General features: G+C 37.2%; 18 protein-coding genes, 1 tRNA gene and 1 pseudogene. 8 read left to right on the top strand and 12 right to left on the bottom strand.

Annotated features, from left to right (window positions below; genetic code table 11):
• Positions 1–2 precede the first annotated feature (2 nt).
• The 4 genes and pseudogenes from ACS604_RS13955 to ACS604_RS13940 all read left to right on the top strand — a co-directional run bounded on the left by ACS604_RS13955 (position 3) and on the right by ACS604_RS13940 (position 3,480).
• Positions 3–92, top strand: a tRNA-Ser gene (locus ACS604_RS13955).
• A 240-nt stretch (positions 93–332) separates the two neighbouring features.
• A pseudogene (locus ACS604_RS13950) lies at positions 333–676 on the top strand (DUF3969 family protein).
• A gap of 356 nt (positions 677–1,032) precedes the next feature.
• Positions 1,033–2,781, top strand: coding sequence for an FAD-dependent oxidoreductase (locus tag ACS604_RS13945; RefSeq protein ID WP_474772007.1), 1,749 nt, complete (start codon positions 1,033–1,035; stop codon positions 2,779–2,781).
• A gap of 381 nt (positions 2,782–3,162) precedes the next feature.
• Positions 3,163–3,480, top strand: a complete 318-nt coding sequence (locus ACS604_RS13940) for a hypothetical protein (RefSeq protein ID WP_009387722.1) — start codon at positions 3,163–3,165, stop codon at positions 3,478–3,480.
• A 154-nt stretch (positions 3,481–3,634) separates the two neighbouring features.
• Here ACS604_RS13940 and ACS604_RS13935 read toward each other — a convergent pair whose 3' ends face one another.
• From ACS604_RS13935 to ACS604_RS13925, 3 genes are all read right to left on the bottom strand, one after another.
• Complete coding sequence (locus ACS604_RS13935) at positions 3,635–4,726, bottom strand: M48 family metallopeptidase (RefSeq protein ID WP_238612008.1); 1,092 nt, start codon at positions 4,724–4,726, stop codon at positions 3,635–3,637.
• Positions 4,727–4,746: 20 nt separating this feature from the next.
• Positions 4,747–5,835, bottom strand: coding sequence for a YjgN family protein (locus ACS604_RS13930; protein WP_474772005.1), 1,089 nt, complete (start codon positions 5,833–5,835; stop codon positions 4,747–4,749).
• Between the two features lie 186 nt (positions 5,836–6,021).
• On the bottom strand, positions 6,022–6,471 hold the full coding sequence (locus ACS604_RS13925; protein ID WP_474772003.1) for a hypothetical protein: 450 nt from the start codon (positions 6,469–6,471) through the stop codon (positions 6,022–6,024).
• Positions 6,472–7,202: 731 nt separating this feature from the next.
• On the opposite strand from ACS604_RS13925, the gene ACS604_RS13920 reads away from it, so the two are divergent.
• Positions 7,203–7,757, top strand: a complete 555-nt coding sequence (locus ACS604_RS13920) for a TetR/AcrR family transcriptional regulator (RefSeq protein ID WP_474772121.1) — start codon at positions 7,203–7,205, stop codon at positions 7,755–7,757.
• Positions 7,758–7,851: 94 nt separating this feature from the next.
• Here ACS604_RS13920 and ACS604_RS13915 read toward each other — a convergent pair whose 3' ends face one another.
• From ACS604_RS13915 to ACS604_RS13875, 9 genes are all read right to left on the bottom strand, one after another.
• Positions 7,852–8,211 (bottom strand): C1 domain-containing protein, encoded by a 360-nt coding sequence (locus ACS604_RS13915; protein ID WP_005303542.1) that lies wholly within the window; start codon positions 8,209–8,211, stop codon positions 7,852–7,854.
• Between the two features lie 373 nt (positions 8,212–8,584).
• Entirely contained in the window at positions 8,585–9,943 is a 1,359-nt protein-coding gene (locus ACS604_RS13910; RefSeq protein WP_474772002.1) for an amino acid permease, read from the bottom strand.
• A gap of 148 nt (positions 9,944–10,091) precedes the next feature.
• A complete protein-coding gene (locus ACS604_RS13905) occupies positions 10,092–11,537 on the bottom strand; it encodes an NAD(P)/FAD-dependent oxidoreductase (protein WP_474772001.1) in 1,446 nt (481 codons plus the stop codon).
• A gap of 18 nt (positions 11,538–11,555) precedes the next feature.
• Entirely contained in the window at positions 11,556–12,887 is a 1,332-nt protein-coding gene (locus tag ACS604_RS13900; RefSeq protein ID WP_474772000.1) for an APC family permease, read from the bottom strand.
• 187 nt (positions 12,888–13,074) lie between these two features.
• A complete protein-coding gene (locus ACS604_RS13895; RefSeq protein ID WP_151987288.1) occupies positions 13,075–13,782 on the bottom strand; it encodes a cache domain-containing protein in 708 nt (235 codons plus the stop codon).
• Positions 13,783–13,847: 65 nt separating this feature from the next.
• Positions 13,848–14,567 (bottom strand): FadR/GntR family transcriptional regulator, encoded by a 720-nt coding sequence (locus tag ACS604_RS13890; RefSeq protein WP_151302692.1) that lies wholly within the window; start codon positions 14,565–14,567, stop codon positions 13,848–13,850.
• Between the two features lie 55 nt (positions 14,568–14,622).
• Positions 14,623–15,393: a nuclear transport factor 2 family protein gene (locus tag ACS604_RS13885; RefSeq protein WP_322905496.1), complete on the bottom strand. Its 771-nt coding sequence runs from the start codon at positions 15,391–15,393 to the stop codon at positions 14,623–14,625.
• Between the two features lie 28 nt (positions 15,394–15,421).
• Positions 15,422–16,852, bottom strand: a complete 1,431-nt coding sequence (locus ACS604_RS13880; protein ID WP_474771998.1) for a gamma-aminobutyraldehyde dehydrogenase — start codon at positions 16,850–16,852, stop codon at positions 15,422–15,424.
• 325 nt (positions 16,853–17,177) lie between these two features.
• Positions 17,178–17,600 (bottom strand): Lrp/AsnC family transcriptional regulator, encoded by a 423-nt coding sequence (locus ACS604_RS13875; RefSeq protein ID WP_002120489.1) that lies wholly within the window; start codon positions 17,598–17,600, stop codon positions 17,178–17,180.
• Between the two features lie 135 nt (positions 17,601–17,735).
• Between ACS604_RS13875 and ACS604_RS13870 the strand changes: the two genes are divergently transcribed.
• The 3 genes from ACS604_RS13870 to ACS604_RS13860 all read left to right on the top strand — a co-directional run bounded on the left by ACS604_RS13870 (position 17,736) and on the right by ACS604_RS13860 (position 21,925).
• Positions 17,736–18,971 (top strand): bifunctional succinylornithine transaminase/acetylornithine transaminase, encoded by a 1,236-nt coding sequence (locus ACS604_RS13870; protein WP_474771997.1) that lies wholly within the window; start codon positions 17,736–17,738, stop codon positions 18,969–18,971.
• Positions 18,968–20,062, top strand: a complete 1,095-nt coding sequence (gene astA / locus ACS604_RS13865) for an arginine N-succinyltransferase (RefSeq protein ID WP_474771996.1) — start codon at positions 18,968–18,970, stop codon at positions 20,060–20,062. The genes ACS604_RS13870 and astA overlap by 4 nt, the downstream gene beginning before the upstream one ends.
• Positions 20,063–20,461: 399 nt before the next feature.
• The gene (locus tag ACS604_RS13860) at positions 20,462–21,925 is read left to right on the top strand and encodes an amino acid permease (RefSeq protein ID WP_474771995.1); all 1,464 of its coding nucleotides are present in this window, start codon (positions 20,462–20,464) and stop codon (positions 21,923–21,925) included.
• Positions 21,926–22,126: the final 201 nt, after the last annotated feature.

Below are 22,126 nucleotides of genomic sequence, written 5' to 3'. Positions count from 1 at the left end.
ATGGAAGCGTGGCAGAGTGGTTTAATGCACCGGTCTTGAAAACCGACGAGGGTGTGAGTCCTCCGTGAGTTCGAATCTCACCGCTTCCGCCAAATTCGAAAAGCCCCTGTTAAAAGCAGGGGCTTTTTTTATTTCTATGGCATAAATTGATTGAGTTGCGTCAGCATTTAGTCTGGAGGTTGAAGGTTACTATACTTATTCTGTAGGATTTAAAGTGGCTTTAAATAGAAAAATTTAATATAGTCACTTAGATATAAAATGAACATATCGATTATTACTAAAGCTAGTTTAATAAGATTTTTCGATTAATATAAGAATAGTTGCAGAGAAAAATGAGTAGATCTGGAAAAACTGATTTGGAAAGTTAATTTTACTAATTAATCTAGGTGTTTTGTACTCTTTAAAAAATAATTATATAGATATAAATGAAGCTGAATATTTTTTGTATACACCATATATGCTTAGACTTTTGAAAGAAAATAATTGCTCTATCGACTTAATTAATATAATTCATAAAGGGACCGAACTAGAAGATCTTGGGGGATTAAATATTGATTTTAAAAGTGAAGTAGAAAAAATGTTTAAGAAATGTGAGGGTATGATCAAGAATTTTCCTGAAACTCGTTTTGAATTTGAAAAATGGTATGATCAAAATTTATTTAATAAATATAATTGAGATATATTTAATATAAAAAATATTACTGACACCTTATTAGATCTTGATACTATAGAAAGTAGTTTAGGAGCTTTAAAAATTTACGAATAATTTTAGAGTTTAAAGAATTATCAAAATTTATAAATAGCTGTTATTGGATAAAGATTGTATTTATGATTATTTTGTAAATAGGGGGTATAGGAATAATTTATATTTAAGAATTAGGGCGAAATTTTGTTTTACGCTTAATGTTGTGAATACTTTATTAATAACTGAACTTGATTTTTAGAAGCAATATTATATCCAAAATAGTTATTTGCTTTAAATATATGCAATAGCGATTTAGCTGTCAAAAATATGTTAGTAATAGGATAAAAATGTTAGAAACTGATGTTTTAATTGTTGGAAGTGGTCCTGCTGGTTCTTCTGCTGCACTTATGTTAAGTAGTTATGGAATCAGAAATATCATAATAACTAAATATAGATGGCTGGCGAACAGTCCGCGTGCTCATTATATCAGTCAAAGAACAATGGAAGTTATTCGAGACTTGGGGATATCTGATGAAGTAATCGCAAAAGCAGCACCAAAAGAAGTCATGGGAGATGTTGTTTATTGCACATCTTTAACGGGGGATGAAATTGGACGCTTTCCTTATGGAATGAATCATCCAGAAAGAATGTCAGAATATGCTAAAGCGAGTCCCTGTGAACAGTGTGATCTTCCTCAACACCTATTTGAACCTATTTTACTTTCAAATGCAGCATCACGAGGGAGCCATCCTAGATTTGATACGGAATATTTATCTCACGTACAAGATGAGAACGGCGTAACAGTCACTGTTTTAGATAAATTAACTCAACAAACATACTTAATCCGCTGTAAGTATTTAATCGGAGCTGATGGTGCAAGTAGCCAAGTCGTAAAAGATTTAGATTTACCTATGGCAGGTAAAATGGGGAAAAATGGCAGTATCAGTATTATTTTTAAAGCCGATTTAACAAAATACGTTTCACATCGACCGGGATACCTGTGGTGGATTATACAACCTGGAGCAAACATTGGTGGGATTGGCCTAGGGTTGTTGCGTATGGTCAGACCTTGGAATGAATGGCAGATTGTTTGGGGGTATGACATTGAAAAAGAAGAACCATCTCTTACCGATGATGAGGCGATTGCAATTTGCAAGCAGCTTATTGGTGATAACGACATTGAAATAAACATAAGTAGTAAGTCGTTATGGACAGTAAATGAAATGTATGCAGAGCATTATTCAAAAGGTCGAGTTTTCTGTATTGGCGATGCTGTCCATCGCCATCCACCTTCGAATGGACTAGGTTCAAACTCATCTATACAAGACGCTTATAACTTATGCTGGAAATTAGCATTTGTATTAAATGGCAAAGCGGGTAGTGGTTTATTAGACAGTTTTAATGAAGAAAGAGCACCTGTTGGTGAGCGAATTGTTAAGCGAGCAAATCAAAGTGTTAGAGAGTTCTCTACAATTTTTTCTGCTTTAGAGTTAGATGGAAAGTACAGTACAGAGACGATGCAAGGAAGCATAAATGCGTTAAGCGAAGGTAATGAAAAAGGTGCTGTTAAACGCCGTGATTTAAGATCTGCAATTGAATATAAAGCTTATGAATTTGCTGCCTTAGGCGTAGAAACTAATGTAAGGTATCATTCATCTGCAATTGTTGGAGCAGAGTCTGCTATTGAAAATAAAATAGATTCTAGTAGAGATGAAGATCTTCATTATTATCCTTCATTTACCCCTGGCCATAAACTTCCTCATACATGGCTAGTCAAAAATCATAAAAAAATATCAAGCTTAGACTTAATCGGAAATGGAAAGTTTACGCTGTTCTGTTGGCTACAAGGTGACAAATGGAAGTGGGCTGTAGACAAACTTAATAACCAGCTCAACTTGGATATTAACGTTATACAGGTAGGTCCAAAAAGAGACGTTGAAGACTCTTATGGAGAACTGTCTCGCTCTTGGGGTAATGATGAAAATGCTTGCATAATGATCAGACCAGACGGCTATATTGCTTGGCAAAGCAACAAAATTGAATCGGCGGACAATGAATTGCACAAAGCAATCTCATCAATACTTAGTTTGAATTAGTATTTGACTGCTTCACCAAATTCGAAAAGCCTCTGTTAAAAGCAGAGGCTTTTTTATGTGAATGTTTTAATACTTAGAAACCTATATAAAAATTTTGATTGAGTTGGGCACAATTAGATTTCAGCTTAATTTTATATTTTGTACTTAATTGCACCCTCATAATCGTCAATATCTTGTCATTGTTTGAAGAATTCTTTCGGGTCAACTATTGCTGCTATAGGTATAATTATGAGTAGAATAGCTTCTTATAATACTAGCCCTTTTACATCACTAACTTGCAAAGTAAAATCGCCTGATATGTACCAAATTTAAATTAAGAGATATGGATAATTCATGAATTTAATAAAACCTAGTAGTAAGTTCTTTCTTGCAATTTTTCTTATGATGAATCTTTCAAATACATATGCAGCAAAAATACAGACTGTAGATGCTGAAGTACAGGAGAGTGCTGTAGATGTAATGGAAGCTGCTGGAGCAGAAGCGGTAGGTGGGCAAGAGGATATGTGCCGTGTTGACGAGGCATGTGATGTTGCATCTGCTGTTTCTGAGGATGAAATGTACGGTGGGATTCAACAGGAATATGTCGTAAAAGGCTGTAAGGTAACAATCTACAACGATGGGCCTGTGAAAATGGTCAATGTAAAGACGGATCAACCATGTGATGCTCCACTTCCTAAAGACCATAAATTTTCTAGATAGACTCTGTGGGCCTATAAATTATTTTGAGTGCTTTTAAAAAAAGTTTGAGTACTTAGCAGCTCATATGGAAATTTGGATTGAGTTAAGCAGATTGAGATTTCAGCTTAACTTTATATTTCATCGTGTCGTGGGAATGAATCTTCATTTCTACTATTTAATCTTTAGCATGTTGTTTTTTCTCAAAATCATGAACCATTCGAATACGCTCTTCAGTTGCTGGATGAGAGGATAAAGTATCAAGCACAGCTGTAGATAGTTTATTAGCTGAAGATTCTTCTTGAGAAGTTGGTGGGTTGGACTGATTTTTTTTATCGATACCTTCTTCTGTTGTATCGCTTAGACGTTGTAAGAAATTTGCGAAGTGCGAAACTTCTATATGCTTCCTATCCATCAGCTGTAAAGCATATAGATCGGCTTCTGACTCAAATTTACGTGAGTAATTTGCACCTATCATAGCGGCAGGTAAGGACGTAAATAAGTCTGAATTATCTCCTGTCATTGCAATGTATAATATACTCAGGCCTAAACTAGTTAACCCTTGTTGCAAACTATGGCGATAAACCAGATGGCCTTGTTCATGGGCTAATACGCCTAAGATTTCCTGATTAGTATGTGCCATTTTGATCAGTTCATCTGTGATGATAATCGTATTATTGGGTAACGCTACAGCATTTGCTCCTAAATGATCGCCTTTACGGAAGACTAATTTGGCTGGTCTGTTTTCAGCAATAGTATTCAAATATTGCTTAGTAATTTGGTCTTTTTGAGTTTGTGCTAATTGGCTGGGTGCAGTCCAATTATTTAATACATAATTCTCGGCTTCATCACCTAGTTTCTTTAAAGTATTCTCGGGTAATTGAAAAGCAAGATAATGGGATGTGGCTGGAACACCCCATTTCACTAGACTGATCGTAAAAGTAATCACAAAAATTACACTAAAAAGAATAAGACTCGGAGAGCGTTCAAGTTTCCAGATCGAATGTTGAACCTTTTTAGTTGTGTAATTAAACCATTCAGGTAATGCACTATGAAATTCAATCCGTGCATCATCAGATAATTCAATCACTGGGTGTAACTGTCCCAGCGCACCAATCAATTTCATATCAGTATATTGATAATGGCGTTGTTGTTCTAATTGCTCACCATACCGAATCAGAACTTCAGATTTAGATTGAGCTGAAATCTGAGCACGGTGAGGTTTAGACACTATGCCATCATAGAAAATGATATCTACTGCTTGGGACATAAATTATTAAACTCAGATTATTATAGAGAGATGTCAATATCAAAAATATCACTGATTTCTTCAGCTAAAGCACTTTGTTCTTGCTGAGCGAGATTCATCATTTGATCTGGATCATCTAATAAAATTAAACTCATCGATTCAATCTGATATTTGTGAATACGAACTGCAGCCCAAGCAGACATTAAACCTATGGTTAAGATTTTTACAATCCAGTTTGAAGCTACAATCCATGCAAAACGCCATTGATTACAGTCTGTTTTAAATTGACTGTTTCCAACTGTAGTATTGTTCCATGTCGTAATAAAAATACGTGCAGCAATTAATGGGTAAATAAATAATCCAATAAATGCATATACTATAAATATTCCGAAGACTAGAGCGTTCGGTGAGAACCCAGCAATTGTTCCTACAAGAGCAAAGTAAATGATTGATAAAATAGCAATTATACCAATTGCAATAAAAACTGGTATATAAACTGCAGCCATATATTCAGACCATTTCGCGTTTAATTTAAAATTTAATTGTCCAGCATATAAGTTGTTTAGATAATATTTTTTATATAGCCAAATAGCGACAGGCGTAAAGATTCCTAATGTGAAAATATATACCAATATACTTAAAAGAAAGACTTTATAAGATTCTTTTATCGTTCCACCAAAATAAAAACGTGTGTTGCCGAACTTACTATTTCTTGCAGTAAAACGCAAAGTAGCGCGAATTAGCCAAGGTATTGCTGTATATAGTGCAACTAGTCCAACCACAGTTGCAACTATTGAATACTGTGATGAAATTGCGAATACTGCGTAAATTCCTAATGCAATTAAGCGTCCAATCAAAATCTTGGTTGGAATCCCTGTAAAATCAAAGCGGCGTTCAAAAAATTCTGTATTGCCATAGAAATAGCGTAAGCGACGAACTTTAGCCCAAGGTGCATATAAGCTTAAAGTAATAATAGTTAAAAGAATATTAACGATCCAGATTCCAAAATATTCTGAGGCTTTACCATGAAACTTAAAATGATAAATTCCTGATTGAGAAATTGGTGGAGACGTAATATTTTGATCCTCATTCAAATCTTGAGGAGATGAGGGTAAAGCTTGTTCTTGCATTTTATTCTCTTTATTGAAACTAAATGATCTTGATTGAATGTAATAGATAATTAGAAAGCTATTGAGAACATTATATATTTTTTATAAATTGAAAGGAATAGAATGAAAAGCAAACAACAATACCACTTGTGGCCCTCTACGGTGGAACGGGAGAAAAACACCTTTTATTTTATATAAAGCCTCTTATTATTTTAGTTGAGAATAATATTGTTTTCGCCAATCAAGATAGTTTAAATCTAAATAATCTTCATTCCCCAATTTTATGGAATAGTATGATCGTAAGGCTATTTCAAAGGCTCCTTCATGGTGTAAAAGCTCTGCAACTTGCTGCCTAGTCAATCTATCTAATAAATTATGATAAAATTGATTCACAATTCCATCTGCGTTTTCTTTATTTTCTTTAAATATTGAGCTCAACTGAGATGAGATAGTTTCAAGTAAATAAGGAATGTCACATTCAATAATAAAATCACTTTCTAGTCTCTTTTCTAGTGTTTCTTCTGCAATTGAGTGGATTATCAGTTTCGATATTATTTCGGAAGATTGTGAAAGAATCATTATTTCTCCTTTTTCCTCCAAAGCTTCAAGTATTTTACTTACCTTATTTATATAGTCTTGATGAGTGTTCGTTAGCATTAAATTTTTTAGCCTTAGAGATTATTATTAATATTATAAATTTTATTCATTTAACCTAATACCCCTTATACGAAATACGGGCACAAACCCAAATCAAAAAACCTATAATTCGCTAATTTGTTTTTGACTTCTGTAACTTTATAAACCCCAAATTAATAATAAATTTTAATTATTTATCCTTACTTTTTAATGATCTATTTTAAAGCAAATGTCATTTAGTGTGCTTGACTGCAATAGGGTAGAGCACTATCCTTTGCCTGCTGGCCACATTGCCAGTCGGTTTTAGCAGACCGTTCCGAAAAGCATTAAAAGAGCAATCTTTTAGTGACGAACCCTCGTGCCCCCTCTGCGGCGGAACGGGAGGGGGACACCTTCGGGTGTGCTGGGTTTTTTCGGCCAGTCTGCTAACCCCCTTTCGTTCTGCCACCATAATTTTAATGTTTTGGCAGAACTCCCAATAAAAAGGAGTTGGCTTTGCACATTCATTATTTCTTGGCAGCCTTTGCCAAAAGCTATAACGACACAACTTAAATTTTTAAAGCAGTTTGAAAGTCATTTGGCTTTTCAGGCTTTAAATCGTCTTAACTAAAAACTTAATCAACAATAAAACTTGAGATGTGCCAAGCACAGTCTTTATGGGCTTTGCTATGCCTTTTATTTGCTTAAAAAAGAGTAAAGGCATTTTTATCTCATTTATACACAACAAGAATTTATTTTATAACGGTAAAACTATGCCACATTCAGATCTCCCATCTCGTGCTTTAAGTGTGCTTCACACTTCCCGATATCTGTTTAACAACTACGGCTTTCACAATGTCGGGGTCGACCGGATTATTGAGTCGGCGAAAATCCCAAAAGCGACTTTTTATAATTACTTTCATTCAAAAGAAAGGCTAATTCAAATGAGTTTAGCCTTTCAAAAAGATGGACTAAAACAAGAAGTGCTTTCAATCATTCATGATCAAAAAGAATTAACCCTAGTTGAAAAACTGCGTAAGCTTTACTTTTTACATGCCGATTTAGACGGACTTTATCATTTGCCTTTTAAAGCTATTTTTGAAATTGCGAAAACGCATCCAAAGGCGTATCAGGTGGTCGTTGATTATAGAAAATGGTTTATTAATGAAATTTATAATTTGCTTTTAACAACCAACGCAAAGGCTTCAAAACAAGATGCGCACATGTTTTTGTTTGTGATTGATGGGGCAATGGTTCAGCTTTTAGACCCAAAAAAGCCAGATCAAAGAGAAAAATTATTAGATTATTTTTTTATTACTTTAGGATAAATGAGAGGAAAACATAGGTAAGGAAAGATACTAATAATTGCTTACTTTCCTTACTTTGAAAATAAATTAAACCTGAGCTTAATTTAAATAAACATTACTTCTTTTGCTTAAAGCGATATTTACATTTCAAGCACCGATAGTCTTGAAAAATATTTTTATCGATCATTACGCCTGCTTTTTTACCAAAAATATTACCAACGACACCGCCAGTAATGCCTGCACTAATGGCACCAACAAAAGTCCCTACAGTTCCACCAACAATCACACCTAAAGGGCCAGCAATTGTACCAATCGCCGCACCAACAGAAGCTCCAGTTGCAGCACCACCTACAGTGCCTGCCGTTGTACCAGCAGCTGTCAGTAAAACACCGCCAGTTGTTCTAAGTAATTTGTCATGGTCACGTGCTTCAATTTCTGTAGAACCACACTTAGGACATTGCAGAGCTTTTTCCATAAAATTTCCTGTCTTTCATCATTGAGTGACGCAGTTGATTGGGCTGAATCAGAGAGTGGGTAAAACAATACTTATAACTAAGCGCTTTGCCTGATCGGTGATTGCAACCATAAACTTGTCAGCTTCGATTTTAGCTGAACATGAGCGCAAATATTTATAGATCATGTAAACACTTGTACTTTAATAATTATCCCATTAAATACCAATGTTTAGAATGACTAAGGGTCACATATCAATGTGTCTAGCAGAGAACAATTCATAATGATGAATAGAATGTGAATGGTTTTTTGAGTAGATTTTCTGAAGTTACTTAGGGTGACGAGCTGTTCAATGATAAAAGGCTTATCCTGTTTGAATAAGCCTTCCTTGAATATTAGAGTGCTTTTTTCCAACTTAAAAATTTATATAGCCCAAACATGAAAGTGATCCAGATCGGAAGTAAAATCACCGATTTTTCAAATCCTTGAGTCCACATAATATATAAAATCATGCCAATGAAAATTAAAACAATATAGTTACTCAAAGGCGAAAATAGCGCAGGAAATTTGACAGCTTTACCTTCAAGTTTCATCGCACGTTTAAACTTCAAATGGGTAAAGCTAATAATTGCCCAGTTTAAAACCAAAGCGGCTACGGCCATGTACATGAGATAGCTTAAAGCTTCTTCTGGTACGAAATAGTTCAGTAATACACAACCAAAAATCAGAATAGAAGAGAAGATAACAGCAGCTTTAGGAACACCTTGTTTGCTCACTTGTGCAAAAACTTTTGGAGCATGGCCCTGTACTGCAAGCCCATATAACATACGGCTGTTGGCATACATACCGCTGTTATAAACCGACAGTGCAGCCGTCAAAATAATAAAGTTAAGCAAATGTGCCGCCCAGCCAATGCCAAGCTGGCTAAAAATCATGACAAATGGACTTTTATCTAAACCACCAAGGTCAAGCTGATTCCACGGAATAAGCGACATGATGATAGCAAGCGAAGCCACATAAAAAATCAAGATTCGAAAGATGACTTGGTTAATGGCTTGAGGAATGCTTTTTTCTGGATTTTCAGCTTCAGCAGCGGTCATCCCAATCAGTTCAATGCCGCCAAAGGCGAACATTAAAAAGGCGAGCATATAAAATAGGCCCGAGAACCCGTGCGGGAAAAATCCACCATGCTGCCATAGGTTTGAGAAGCTAGCGATAGAGTCACTACCCGCAGTAACCAATAAATATAGACCAAACACAATCATCGAAATGACCGCAGCGACTTTAATAATGGCTAACCAAAATTCAGATTCACCATAAAATTTAACATTGCCCAAGTTTAAACATGTGACTAGAACAAAGAAAAATAAGGCTGATATCCAAGCAGGAATATGGGGCCACCAGTAATGCACATATTTAGCGACCGCTGTCAGCTCGGTCATTGCAACGAGAATATAGACCACCCAATAGTTCCAGCCCGATAAAAAACCGGGGAATCTTCCCCAATATTTTTGTGCAAAGTAACTAAAAGAGCCAACAACCGGTTCTTCTACGATCATTTCACCCATTTGGCGCATAATTAAAAATGCAACCAAACCGACAATGGCATAACCTAAAATAATAGAAGGACCAGCGGACTGGATGACTTGTGCAGAGCCTAAAAATAAACCTGTCCCGACAGCACCACCCATAGCGATTAACTGGATGTGACGATTTTTAAGTCCACGTTTTAATTGGGAAGATGAGTTGCTCAAAATATATGCGCTGAATTAAAAAGCTGGTGCTATTGTAATAGATTGGCTAGGGATAACCTAGTTTGAAAAGGATTTTACTCAGGTAAATAAAAAAGGATCCGTACAAAGCTATACGAATCCTTTTTTTGAAAAAGAGATCTTTTTAAGATTAGAAAGAAACCATTTTGCCAGGGTTTAACATTGCACCGATGCCATACATGCTTTTTGCGAGCGGAATAACAACGGGTGCAAGGGTACGACCAAACATAATATTTTGGTGGTCAATTTTAGATAACATTTCAAAATCGTTAGATTGCCCAACAAAATCACTTGCGATGGCTTTACCAATACGAACAGTCTGCGCTACACCATGACCGCTCCAGCCATGAACAGCATAAATCGAGAATTTATTACCAAACTTACGGCTATCAACTGCACCATTTACCGTTAAATCAGTCGTTCCACTCCAGACAAAATCCATTTCTAGATTTTTAATTTGGGGGAATACCGTATGAATTCGGTGCTCTAGATAATTTAAGGTTTTCTCTGGACCCCAACACGTTCCAGTGCCTTGACCACCAAACAGTAAGCGGTTGTTAAACACGGGGCGGTAGTAATCAATCTGGAACTGAGTGTCATAGACCGGATGCCCAAATGGCAGAAGCTCTTTTGTATCAAGCTCTAGCGGAGCAGTGGTCGCGACATAGGTGTAAAACGGAATAGTGGTATTGTTTTGCTCTGATAAAAGTTTAAACGAAGCATGATGAACTGCCAAAACTACAGACTTTTTAGCTTTCACGACTGCATTTGCAGTTTGAACATAAATACCATCTGCCTTTTCTTCTATCGAAATGACTTCTGTTTGCTCATAAACAGAACCGCCATTTTGGGAAAAGCCATAAATTAAGCCACGGTTTAAAGCTAAAGGATGAATTTGTCCACCCAACTCATCAATTAAACCGCCCGTATAATAATCAGACTTAATATAGTCCATGAGTTCGTGTTTACCCACAATGCGGGTATGGTCTTCACCTAAATATTTTCGTGCATCGGCGCCTTGGGTCAGACCCACTAAATGTCCTTCGTGAACGGCGGCAGTAATATGACCGTATTTTCGGTCAAAGTTAAGCTGGTATTTTTCCGAGATGTCATCAATAAGTTGCATCGCTTCTGTAGAGGTAAAATGCCACAGTTTTTTTGCATCTTCATAACCTAATCGATCGACCATTTCTTGAGCTTCCCAGCGTGCCAAACCAGGGGTGAGTTGTCCGCCATTTCTGCCAGAAGCTGCGCTACCTACACGGTTTTTTTCTAATAAAATGGTATCTACACCTTGTTCAGCTAAATGTAAGGCCGTAGATGAACCCAATAAACCACCGCCAATAACCACCACATCGCATTCAATATCAGCTTGTAAACTGTCAAATGTATGCCAATCAGAAAGTGAGCTTTCATAGTAGTTCGCTGGATTATCTACGGCTGCACCTTCTACATTTTTTGTGTCAAATTTTGCATGTTTTGGATTTAACCAGCTCCACTCTTTGCCCACTTGTAGAGATTTACTTGGTTTATATTGCACGTCTTTTAAAAGTTGAGGTTTAGAAATAATTTTCATGACGAAGTTCCTTAAAAATTAATAAGCATTACTAATCGCAATACTTTGTTTTTTAATCGTTTTATAGATAAATAAAAGAATGCCTAACGATAACCAGAAACATCCGAAAGTGAGTGAAGATGAATCAAGGTTAAGCCACAGGCAAATAATGCTGATGACGGATAAAAGCGGTAAAAAGAGGTTTAGAAATTTATTTTTAAACCCAGAGCGCTGTTTATCTTTAATATAAAACTTCATAAAAACTGAGAAATTTACGGCTGTAAAAGCGACTAGCGCACCAAAGCTGATCAGGCTTACGACTTGTGCTAAATCTAGAAAAACCGCGGACATTGAAATAAGACCAACAAATAAAACCGAAAAAAATGGTGTACCTAAGGAGATGTGAATTGTCCCAAAATACTTTTTAGGAAAAATATTATCGGTGCCCATTATATACAGTAAACGCGAAGCACTGGCATGCGAGGCAAGACCAGAGGCGACAGTGTTCATAATTTGTCCGCATAAGAATACGGATTGGAAGAATGCACCGCCGACGTAAAGCACAATTTCAGGCAGTGCTTCAGTAGGGTGCTGGAAGCGTAGATTATTTGGAAAATAAAGCTGAATAAACCAAGCAGCGGTGAAGAAAATAAGTCCGCCAGCGAGAGTTGTTAACATGACTGCTCGGGGAATATTTTTAGTGGGTTGTTTGGTTTCATTTGAAAGCGTGGTAACCGCATCAAAGCCCAAAAATGAAAAGCACAAAACTGAGGCACCCGCAACGAGCGGTAGTATAGATTGGTGCTCATGCCAGAGTGGGGCTAATGTAAGCACATGCTCATAACCTTGAGTCGAGCCAATACCCTGAATCACTAAATAAACAAAAATGACCATGAGTGTGATAGGTGCAAATACAAACACGAGACTTAAATTAGCGAGTAACCGAATGCGGAAACAATTCACTAAAGTGACTAGGCCTGCCGATACAAACACCCAAAACCAATAAGGCAAACTTGGAATAAGGGCTGTGAGATAAATTGCAGCCAGCAAAACATTAATGAGGGGTAATAACAGATAGTCGAGTAGGGAACACCAACCGACAAAAAAGCCACTTTTAGGCCCTAAACTTTCAGCTGTATAGCTATATGCCGAGCCTGATTTTTCTGAATTTTTGCTGAATCTTGCATAGCTCCAAGCGGTGAGTAGCATTGCACCAAGTGCGAGTAAATATGCGAGTGGTACGTGTCCATTGGTAATTCCCGAGACAATACCGAAAGTATCAAACACCGTCATGGGAGTCATGTAGGCAATACCGATAATTGTGACTTGCCAAAGAGACAGTTTTTTTAAGGAAGACGTTTTATTTTCCATGTCATTTCAACCTCAAATTTCGTTGTTTTGCTTTTCATCCGGAAAAGCGATGCTATTTTTGAGCCAAAACTTCCCCTAGACCTGAATAAGCAAGTCTGTTTGAAGAAAGTTTGTACAAAAGCTAGGGGCTATTTCGCCTTGGTGATGCCCTAAAGCAAGGTCAAATATTTATATCTTTGACTTCGCTCTAGATCACGACCAGTTGAAAAGATTGACACGGTCGTGACAGAACCTGCTCAGGGCTTTGGCCTTTGAATAATGTGCCGGTTCTGATGCTGACGTCATTTGAAGTAATCACTCGAGAAGAGTCGTTGATCACGATTGCTTTTTGTTTGATGTTTTTAAGCTTCGGCATGAGTAGTTTTTCGAGCGCTGAAACTAAAATGTCGGTGGCAATTACACCGATAAATTGATCACGAATCATGACTGGATGGGCAAGGGTGATGGTATATGCACCATTGCAGATATAGTCGACGTATGGCCCATGGATGCACGGACTTTTATTTTGAGCAGGTTTATGGAACCATTCAAAAGAGCGAAAATCTAAAAAGCGCTGAGCATTTTGATAGTTTTCAAGTTTGGCTTGTTGTAACTGATCTTCTTTTTTATACCACCATTCAAGTGTCCAATAATCTTGTTCTTCTTGGGTTGCAGGGCTATAACTTGCAAAGCCGATACCTTGACTGTAATGGCTTTCCTGTAAGGCCTTTTTAATTTCTTTTTGCAAAGCTGAACGCTCTGAACCTGAAAGCTTAATGTCTTTTGTTTTTTCAGGTTCATGTTTTGAGAGAATTTTGCTCGCTTTGGTTGCCAGATTTTCTGTAATGGCTGTCGTTTCCTCAACCACCGTCTTTAACAAATTTTGAAGCTCTTCTATATCTAAATGTTGGGTCATTCCTATAACTCCTAAAATTCCATATTTCTCACTCGATATTTGATAAGTGCTCTGTTTTATTATTTTTATTCGATAGATAACTTATATCGAAGCATTTGATCCGTTAGCATCGAAATAATCTTTCGTGCTTGAATAACAGCATCATCTTCATTGGCTTGAACAAAAGATGATAAAAGTTGGTGGTATTGCGCAACAACCAGTTGATGAAAATGATCATCTTGGTAAAGCACAGCAATGAGCGGTGCCCATTCGGCTTGTATAGTCAACTCTTGATTTGCCAGTCGAGCTGATTGAGCAAAAGAGGTGAGTGTCAGCAAACAACGTAAATCAAGTTGGGCACGCGTGTCTGCTTCAACGGCCTGTTCAAATTGTTCAATCAGCTCTTTGATTTTGTTTAGTTCATATTCAGTGGTTCTTTGTGCTGCCAAATATGCACCATGGCTTAAAATTGCACTATGAAACTCGCCTAAATCAGCTAGATATTCATTGGAAGCTTGACGTAGAGGATGCTTGTTTAAGAGTAAATCGGAAGGTAACTCACAAACAAAGCTTCCGCCGTTTCGCCCGCGTCGTGTATCAATCAGACCCTTTACGCGTAAAGTATTTAAAGCTTCACGAACGGTAATGGGTGACACTCCCATTAAGCGAGCTAGATCCGCCTCGTTAGGAAGTTGTTCATTGCTTTTGAGCAATCCAGAGATAATTGCATTTTCCAAGCGTTCTACAACTTGTTCCGATCGAGTTGCCTGAGCGATAGGTGCAAAAATTATCGTATATGCTGACATGGCGAATTCTCTAAAAGCTAAGTCAGTGACTTAGCTTAATGAAACGGATAAATGATTAAAACACGCCATATTGATGGACTGCCTGTTCATCTTCAGGCACGGCTGGTATTGCATCCCAAAGTTCAACAATTTTGCCGTTATCTACACGCCACAATTCAAAATAGGCATGTCGATTTCCAGCAATATTTCCTTCGGAATGTGTCAATACAAATTGGCCATCAGCAATGGAGCGATGAGTTTTGGAGTATACCAAACCTTGTCCTTCATTACGGATATTGTTCAAAAAATCAATGACGGCTTTAACACCATCGCCAATATCTGGGCTATGTTGAATGAACTGATCATTGTGGGTGTATTCTTTAAATGCTTCGTAATTGCCATCAATTAATGACTTTTTAAAGAAAGAGGTCACAATCTCACGATTTTTCTCCGAATCATGATGAGTTACGATTTCGGTCGGACCATCTAATTGGGTTCTACCACTCACATTTGGCGCAGCTTCTGCTACAAGACCATCCCAATGTTCCACAATTTTGCCGTCTTTCACTCGGTAAATATCAAAACCAACTAAAGGGTTTTCATCTAGGCCCTGAAAGCGGCCATGAATTGCGACCAAGTCACCATCTGCCAATACACGCACAGCTTCATGTTGCATGTCGGGGCAATCTTCTACCAGTTGGCGAAGGCCCGAAAGTCCGTTTGCAACCAGCGGTGAGTGCTCTATAAAGTCTTCAGAAAAATAACGGTCTAGAGCAGTGGTGTCGTGTAAATTAAATAGCTCGTGATGGGCTTTGCTCACCAAGTCTTTCATTTCTTGTTTATTCATTTTGATCTCCTTTCAAAACTCATTGTTATTATTCGTTTGAACTCATCACATGTTTAATACGGGTATATTCTTCAAAACCGTAGCCAGATAAATCTTTACCATAACCTGATTTTTTGAAACCACCGTGTGGCATTTCTGCGGTTAAAGGAATATGAGTGTTAATCCAAACTGTACCGAAATCCAGTTCACGAGACAGACGAGTTGCACGGGCATGATCTGTGGTCCAAACACTTGAAGCTAGGCCATATTCAACGTCATTGGCTTTTTCAATCGCATCATTTTCATCTGTAAATTTCTGAACAGTAATGACTGGTCCAAAAATTTCATTTTGAATAGCTTCATCGTGTTGTTTTAAACCACTAATAACGGTTGGTTCAAAATAGAAGCCTGGACGGTCTGCTTGTTTTCCGCCTGTTTCAACTTTGGCATGAGCAGGTAGGTTTTCAATAAAAGCTTTAACATTCTTTAATTGATTGGCATTGTTAAGCGGACCATAAAGTGCGTCTTGATCATCAGGTTCACCAAAACGGGTATTTTTTGCAGCTTCAACGAGCTTAGCTAAAAATTCATCATGAACAGATTCAGCCACAATCACACGTGTTGCTGCAGTACAGTCTTGTCCTGCGTTGAAATAGCCCGTTAAAGCAATCATTTCAACTGCTTTATCAAGATCAGCATCTTCAAAAACGACCACAGGCGCTTTACCACCAAGCTCAAGATGCGCTTTCGCTAAATTTGCTGCGGCAGAAGCTGCAACTTGTAATCCGGCACGAACCGAACCTGTAATAGAAACAAGAGCAGGGGTTTTATGTGATACAACTTTTGAACCGACCTGAGCCTGACCTAACACCACGTTAAATGTACCTTTAGGGAAAAATGGCGCTGCAATTTCTGCCAATAAAAGCGTACTTTCAGGCGTCGTATCACTTGGCTTAAGTACCACTGTGTTACCTGCAGCCAAAGCTGGTGCAATTTTCCAGACAGCCATCATGAGTGGATAGTTCCAAGGTGTAACTTGGCCAACCACACCAACAGGTTCACGGCGAATAGAAGAGGTTAAACCTTCTAAATATTCACCTGAAGCTGTGCCATTGAGTAAGCGGGCAGCGCCTGCAAAGAAACGAACCTGATCTGCTGAAGCGCCCACTTCTTCAGATGCAATTAAGTGTTTTAACTGACCTGTATTACGACTTTGCGCCTCAATTAAACGCTCTGCATTTGCTTCAATTGCATCTGCCAAATTTAATAATGCTTTTTGACGAGTTGAAGGTGTACTGCGTCCCCAAATTTTAAATGCTTCTTTTGCAGTAGCATAAGCTGCATCAACTTCTGCCTCAGTTGCATTCGGTGATTGTGCATAAACTTCACCAGTCACGGGGCTTACCAAATCGAAGTAATCAGATCCTTTGCTAGCAACATATTCGCCGTTAATAAAGTGTTGTAGTTGAGTTTTAGCCATTTTTTATACCTTGTCCTTAGGTTTTAACATATAACATATAATACTATATGTATTATGTTTTAAATTTTCTGTCAAATGCTTTGATAAGGGGAGTGGGTGAAAAAAGTTGGAATTTAAATCAGATTAGATTTTAAGTTTTTGATTTGATTATTAAAAAAAATTAAAAAATTGTGAAGATTTTTAGGTGAGGTTGATTATCTTTGTAGTTCAGTAGATTTGAGGAAAGATAAGAGCAGAATTTTTCTAATTAAAAGCAGCTTGATGAGCCAAACCATATGCTTAGCTCATCAATTTCGTTTTTATGATTTGAAATTAAAGTGAATGATTAGGTCTTATGACTAGCAAGCAGAATGCTAGTTTCACTGTTATAGATACCTGAAATGTTCCTAATTCTTTCTAAAACTTTGTCGAAGTTTTCTAAGGTGTCAGAACGTAGCTCGACCAGAATGTCCCATTTGCCATTGGTTTTATGCAGACATTCCACGGCACTTTCGAGGCGTAATTCTTTAATCACAGACTGTGCTTTAGTACCTTCAACCATAATGCTCATCCATGCACGGATAACGTTGCGTTCTGCATTGGGTTTAAACCGTACCGTATATCCGGTAATGATGCCCGAAGACTCCAAATATTCGATTCTCTTTTTAACCGTTGCACGCGAAACGTGAACTTTTTCGGCTAACTCGGTAACAGACATCCGTGCGTTATCTTTAAGTAAACCTAAAATAATTTGATCAATGTTATCCATATTGTAATTGTCAATTATCAGATTGGTAAAAAATAATTCATTTTTGACTGAATTACAAATTTTGTGAATCAATTTGATTTTGAATAATAGGGTCATCAGTTAAGCCTAATAATTCAATTTAATGGACTAGATAAAATGAATAATTTTGCAGTTTCACGTAGTGACTTTAACGAGTGGATGGTTCCAGTTTTTGCACCGGCAAATTTCATTCCGGTACGTGGCGAAGGTTCACGTATTTGGGATCAAGAAAATAAAGAATATATTGATTTTGCAGGCGGGATTGCAGTAAACGCATTAGGTCATGCGCATCCAGTGGCAGTAAATGCTTTAACAGAACAAGCAACAAAACTTTGGCATGTAGGTAATGGTTATACAAATGAACCTGTTCTACGCCTTGCAAAACAACTCACTGAAAGTACATTTGCAGATAAAGTATTCTTCTGTAACTCAGGTGCAGAAGCCAATGAAGCTGCATTAAAATTGGCTCGTAAAGTTGGTTTAGACAGTGGTGTAGCTGGCAAAAGCGGCATCGTGGCATTTAACAATGCGTTCCACGGCCGTACCTTATTTACCGTTTCAGCGGGTGGTCAACCTAAATATTCACAAGACTTTGCACCACTTCCAAATGGTATTAACCACGTTGCTTTTAATGATTTAGACGCTGCAAAAGCGGTGATCAATAAGCAAACATGTGCAGTCATTGTTGAACCGATCCAAGGTGAAGGCGGCGTTATTCCAGCTGACATCGAATTTTTAAAAGGTTTACGTGCACTGTGTGATGAGTTTGGTGCCTTACTTATTTTTGATGAAGTACAAACGGGTGTTGGCCGTACTGGTGCACTTTATGCCTACATGAACTCTGGTGTTATTCCAGATGTGTTAACCACTGCAAAAGCATTGGGCGGCGGTTTTCCAGTCGGTGCAATGTTAACAACCGATAAGTTTGCTCCGCATTTTTCAGTAGGTACACATGGCACGACTTATGGTGGTAACCCGCTAGCAAGTGCGGTTGCGGGTGCAGTATTTGAATTTATTAATACGCCTGAAGTACTTGAGGGTGTTAAAGAGCGTCATGACTACTATAAAAACGCTTTAAATAAATTAAATGAAAAATATGAAATTTTTGAAATGATTCGTGGTGAAGGCTTACTGATCGGCTGTTCTTTAAAAGCCGAATTTGCTGGTAAAGCAAAAGATATTAATAATCTTGCGGGCGAAGAAGGTTTATTGAGTTTGATTGCTGGTCCAAATGTTGTCCGTTTTACACCGTCTTTAATTATTCCATTTGCTGATATTGATGAAGGTCTAAAACGTTTTGAACGTGCGCTTGCTCGCTTTGTAGAAATTCAAAAGGATGAACAAGCAGCATGATGATTATTCGTTACATCGAACCTAAAGATGTTAATGACCTTTATCTCTTGGCTCAAAAAGCGGGTTTTGGTTTGACATCTTTGCAGCCAAATATGGAAAAGCTTGCTGCTCGGATTGAACGGGCATGTAAAACAGTCGCAGGCGAACTCCCAAAGGCAGATCAGGTTTACTTATTTGTTTTAGAAGATACTGAACTCAACAAAGTTGTCGGCGTTTGCGGTATTGAAGTGGCACTGGGGTTAAGAGAGCCTTGGTATAACTTCCATGTTGGGACACAAGTGCATGCGTCAGAACCGTTAAGTGTTTATAACGCTTTACCGACTTTGTATTTGAGTAATGACCATACCAACTGTAGTGAGCTTTGTACTTTATTTTTAGATCCTGACTATCGCTTAAATAAAAATGGCAAATTTTTATCTAAAGTCCGTTTCTCATTTCTCTCAGCATTCCGTCAATATTTTGAAGAAACGATTGTTGCCGAAATGCGCGGATATTCTGACGCCAATGGGCAGTCACCATTTTGGAATGCGGTAGGTCATAAGTTTTTTAATATCGAATTTACCAAGGCCGATTATTTAAGTGGTGTAGGGCAGAAGGCTTTTATTGCTGAGCTGATGCCCAGACATCCACTCTATGTCGATATGTTACCTGACGATGCTAAAGCTGCAATTGGCATTGTTCATCCAAATACTCGACCAGCCTACAACCTCTTGCTTGAAGAGGGACTACGCTACAAAGGCTATGTCGATATTTTTGATGGTGGTGCGACGCTGCAAGCAGATATCGAAAATTTACGGGCAATTAAAGAAAGTCAGTCTGTAGTGATCCAAATTAAACAGCCTGAAAATATCGCTGTAGAGGATGAAGCTTATATTGTAGCCAATGATAACTATGAAAATTATCGCTCGATTCTTGTGTATAGCAAACCGCACCAAAACATATTGCAGTTAACGAAAGAACAAGCAAAACAATTGAATGTTGAAAATGGCGCTTTAGCTCGGGTGCTAAGTATTCATGTTAAACAAGTTTCGAGTCCAGAAGTGATCAATAAACTCAAAGCGACTGAACATTTTCGAATGGCTGTTAATTAAGCAGAAATTACTATACATTTCACCAAATTTAAGAAGGAATACTATATTATCGCTAGCGCAAGATGGGTATATGGATAAATACAATCTTGCTCGCTGAGCTGGGATTAATTAGCCTGTTTTTCTATATGAAGAGTAAATCAATAAAATATTTAATTAATCTATATATTTTAAATGTTTATTGGAATTATATTGAGAAAAACGGGCTAATATAATAATGAAGGAAAGGATTGATGATTAATTTTTATTGTTATAGGTAATAGCTTTTAAAAAGGAATTTATAAGGTTTTAAGTGGTTTAATAATATTTTTAGAATGATTTAATGGACTAAATTAATAATCATATAATTTATTTATTATTAAAGCATTTACGACGGTTGCTATAAATTGGAGTAAATATTACATGAGTAAGAATAACGGAAAGCAGTTCCTGGAAGGAGATCTTCTTGGTAGTCAACATATGACTGATCAAGAAGAAGAGAAATTGCAGCGCTCATTGACAAATCGTCATATTCAGATGATCGCAATCGGTGGTGCAATTGGTACTGGATTATTTATGGGTTCCGGGAAAACATTAAGTGTTTCGGGTACTTCAATTGTTTTAACCTATTTAATTATTGGTTTCTTCTTTTTCTTCGTGATGCGGGCAATGGGTGAATTGTTGCTTGCAAACACTAATTTTAAAACCTTCGCCGATTTTGCAACAGCTTATCTCGGTCCATGGGCGGGGTTTTTCCTTGGTTGGTCCTACTGGTGTAACTGGATTATTACTGCGATTGCCGATGTGATTGTGATTGGAGGGTACATGCAGTTTTGGTATCCCGATTTACCCGTCTGGATTCCTGCATTTACTTCATTGGCCGTCTTAACCATACTCAACTTTGTGGCCGTTCGATTGTTCGGTGAACTTGAGTTTTGGTTCTCACTCATCAAAATTACTGCAATTATTCTGTTTATTTTGGCTGGTATTTATTTAATTAGTACTGGTTTTACTTCTCCAAATGGGGTCAAGGCCTCAATGAGCCATTTGTTCGAAACACAGTCTATGTTTCCTTATGGTGTAACAGGTTTCTTGGCAGGCTTCCAAATTGCCATATTTGCATTTGTGGGTATTGAGCTTGTTGGTACAACTGCTGCTGAAACCAAAGACCCGCATAAATCACTTCCAAAAGCGATTAACTCTATTCCTTTACGCATTTTGTTATTCTACGTAGGCGCATTGGTTTGTATTATTGCGGTCACATCTTGGGCTAAGGTTTCACCAGAAAAAAGTCCGTTTGTAGAAATGTTTACTTTAGTTGGATTACCAATTGCAGCAGGTTTAATCAATTTTGTTGTTGCGACTTCGGCTTTATCATCTGCAAATAGTGGAATCTTTGCGACTAGCCGGATGTTATACGGTTTGGCTTTAGACAACGATGCACCTAAAAGCTTTAGTAAACTGTCAAAAAGAAAAGTTCCTATTAGAGGCTTAGTATTTTCAATGGCATGTGTGACAGCGGGAACATCTATTTTATTTATTGTGCCTAATGTCATGACCGCATTTACGATTATTTCAGCACTGACTTCAATTTTATGTATTTTTACATTTATGTTGATTGTGCTTTCTTATATTTCTTATCGTAAAAAATTCCCTGAATTACATATTCAATCTCAATATAAAATGCCAGGTGGTTTATTTATGGCATGGCTGACCATGTTATTTTTAGTTTTTACTATCGTTATTTTAGCTTTAGATCATGATACGCTGATTGCTTTAGAGTTTTCACCAGTATGGTTTATTGGGTTATTTATTGCCTATAAGTATAAAAAGAAAAAGATGTTGCAGCTCGATATTTTGAAAGCTCAAAAGGTTGATTATATTTAAGTCGAGTATAGTTGTTTTTTATATTAAAGCTAGGTGAGTACCTAGCTTTTTTATTTTGAAAATAAGAATTTTTATATTTCTGAATAAAACAAGGTTGTTGGTTATATTTTGATCATGCAAGCTGGATTTTAGATTTTATATGTTTAAGTAATCATTCTTTCTATTGTTTTTTATAAAATACTTAAAAATATATTGAGTATG

The organism is Acinetobacter sp. Li1LvA2, assembly GCF_056156705.1.
Note: the sequence above shows the minus strand (reverse complement) of the source record. Positions and strands in the feature narration are given on the sequence as shown.

Excerpts from the sequence above, each read along its gene's own strand:
- ACS604_RS13945 (WP_474772007.1), top strand. The coding sequence starts at position 1,033 with ATGTTAGAAACTGATGTTTTAATTGTTGGAAGTGGTCCTGCTGGTTCT.
- ACS604_RS13940 (WP_009387722.1), top strand. The coding sequence starts at position 3,163 with ATGATGAATCTTTCAAATACATATGCAGCAAAAATACAGACTGTAGAT.
- ACS604_RS13935 (WP_238612008.1), bottom strand. The coding sequence starts at position 4,726 with ATGTCCCAAGCAGTAGATATCATTTTCTATGATGGCATAGTGTCTAAA.
- ACS604_RS13930 (WP_474772005.1), bottom strand. The coding sequence starts at position 5,835 with ATGCAAGAACAAGCTTTACCCTCATCTCCTCAAGATTTGAATGAGGAT.
- ACS604_RS13925 (WP_474772003.1), bottom strand. The coding sequence starts at position 6,471 with ATGCTAACGAACACTCATCAAGACTATATAAATAAGGTAAGTAAAATA.
- ACS604_RS13920 (WP_474772121.1), top strand. The coding sequence starts at position 7,203 with ATGCCACATTCAGATCTCCCATCTCGTGCTTTAAGTGTGCTTCACACT.
- ACS604_RS13915 (WP_005303542.1), bottom strand. The coding sequence starts at position 8,211 with ATGGAAAAAGCTCTGCAATGTCCTAAGTGTGGTTCTACAGAAATTGAA.
- ACS604_RS13905 (WP_474772001.1), bottom strand. The coding sequence starts at position 11,537 with ATGAAAATTATTTCTAAACCTCAACTTTTAAAAGACGTGCAATATAAA.
- ACS604_RS13900 (WP_474772000.1), bottom strand. The coding sequence starts at position 12,887 with ATGGAAAATAAAACGTCTTCCTTAAAAAAACTGTCTCTTTGGCAAGTC.
- ACS604_RS13895 (WP_151987288.1), bottom strand. The coding sequence starts at position 13,782 with ATGACCCAACATTTAGATATAGAAGAGCTTCAAAATTTGTTAAAGACG.
- ACS604_RS13890 (WP_151302692.1), bottom strand. The coding sequence starts at position 14,567 with ATGTCAGCATATACGATAATTTTTGCACCTATCGCTCAGGCAACTCGA.
- ACS604_RS13885 (WP_322905496.1), bottom strand. The coding sequence starts at position 15,393 with ATGAATAAACAAGAAATGAAAGACTTGGTGAGCAAAGCCCATCACGAG.
- ACS604_RS13880 (WP_474771998.1), bottom strand. The coding sequence starts at position 16,852 with ATGGCTAAAACTCAACTACAACACTTTATTAACGGCGAATATGTTGCT.
- ACS604_RS13875 (WP_002120489.1), bottom strand. The coding sequence starts at position 17,600 with ATGGATAACATTGATCAAATTATTTTAGGTTTACTTAAAGATAACGCA.
- ACS604_RS13870 (WP_474771997.1), top strand. The coding sequence starts at position 17,736 with ATGAATAATTTTGCAGTTTCACGTAGTGACTTTAACGAGTGGATGGTT.
- astA (WP_474771996.1), top strand. The coding sequence starts at position 18,968 with ATGATGATTATTCGTTACATCGAACCTAAAGATGTTAATGACCTTTAT.
- ACS604_RS13860 (WP_474771995.1), top strand. The coding sequence starts at position 20,462 with ATGAGTAAGAATAACGGAAAGCAGTTCCTGGAAGGAGATCTTCTTGGT.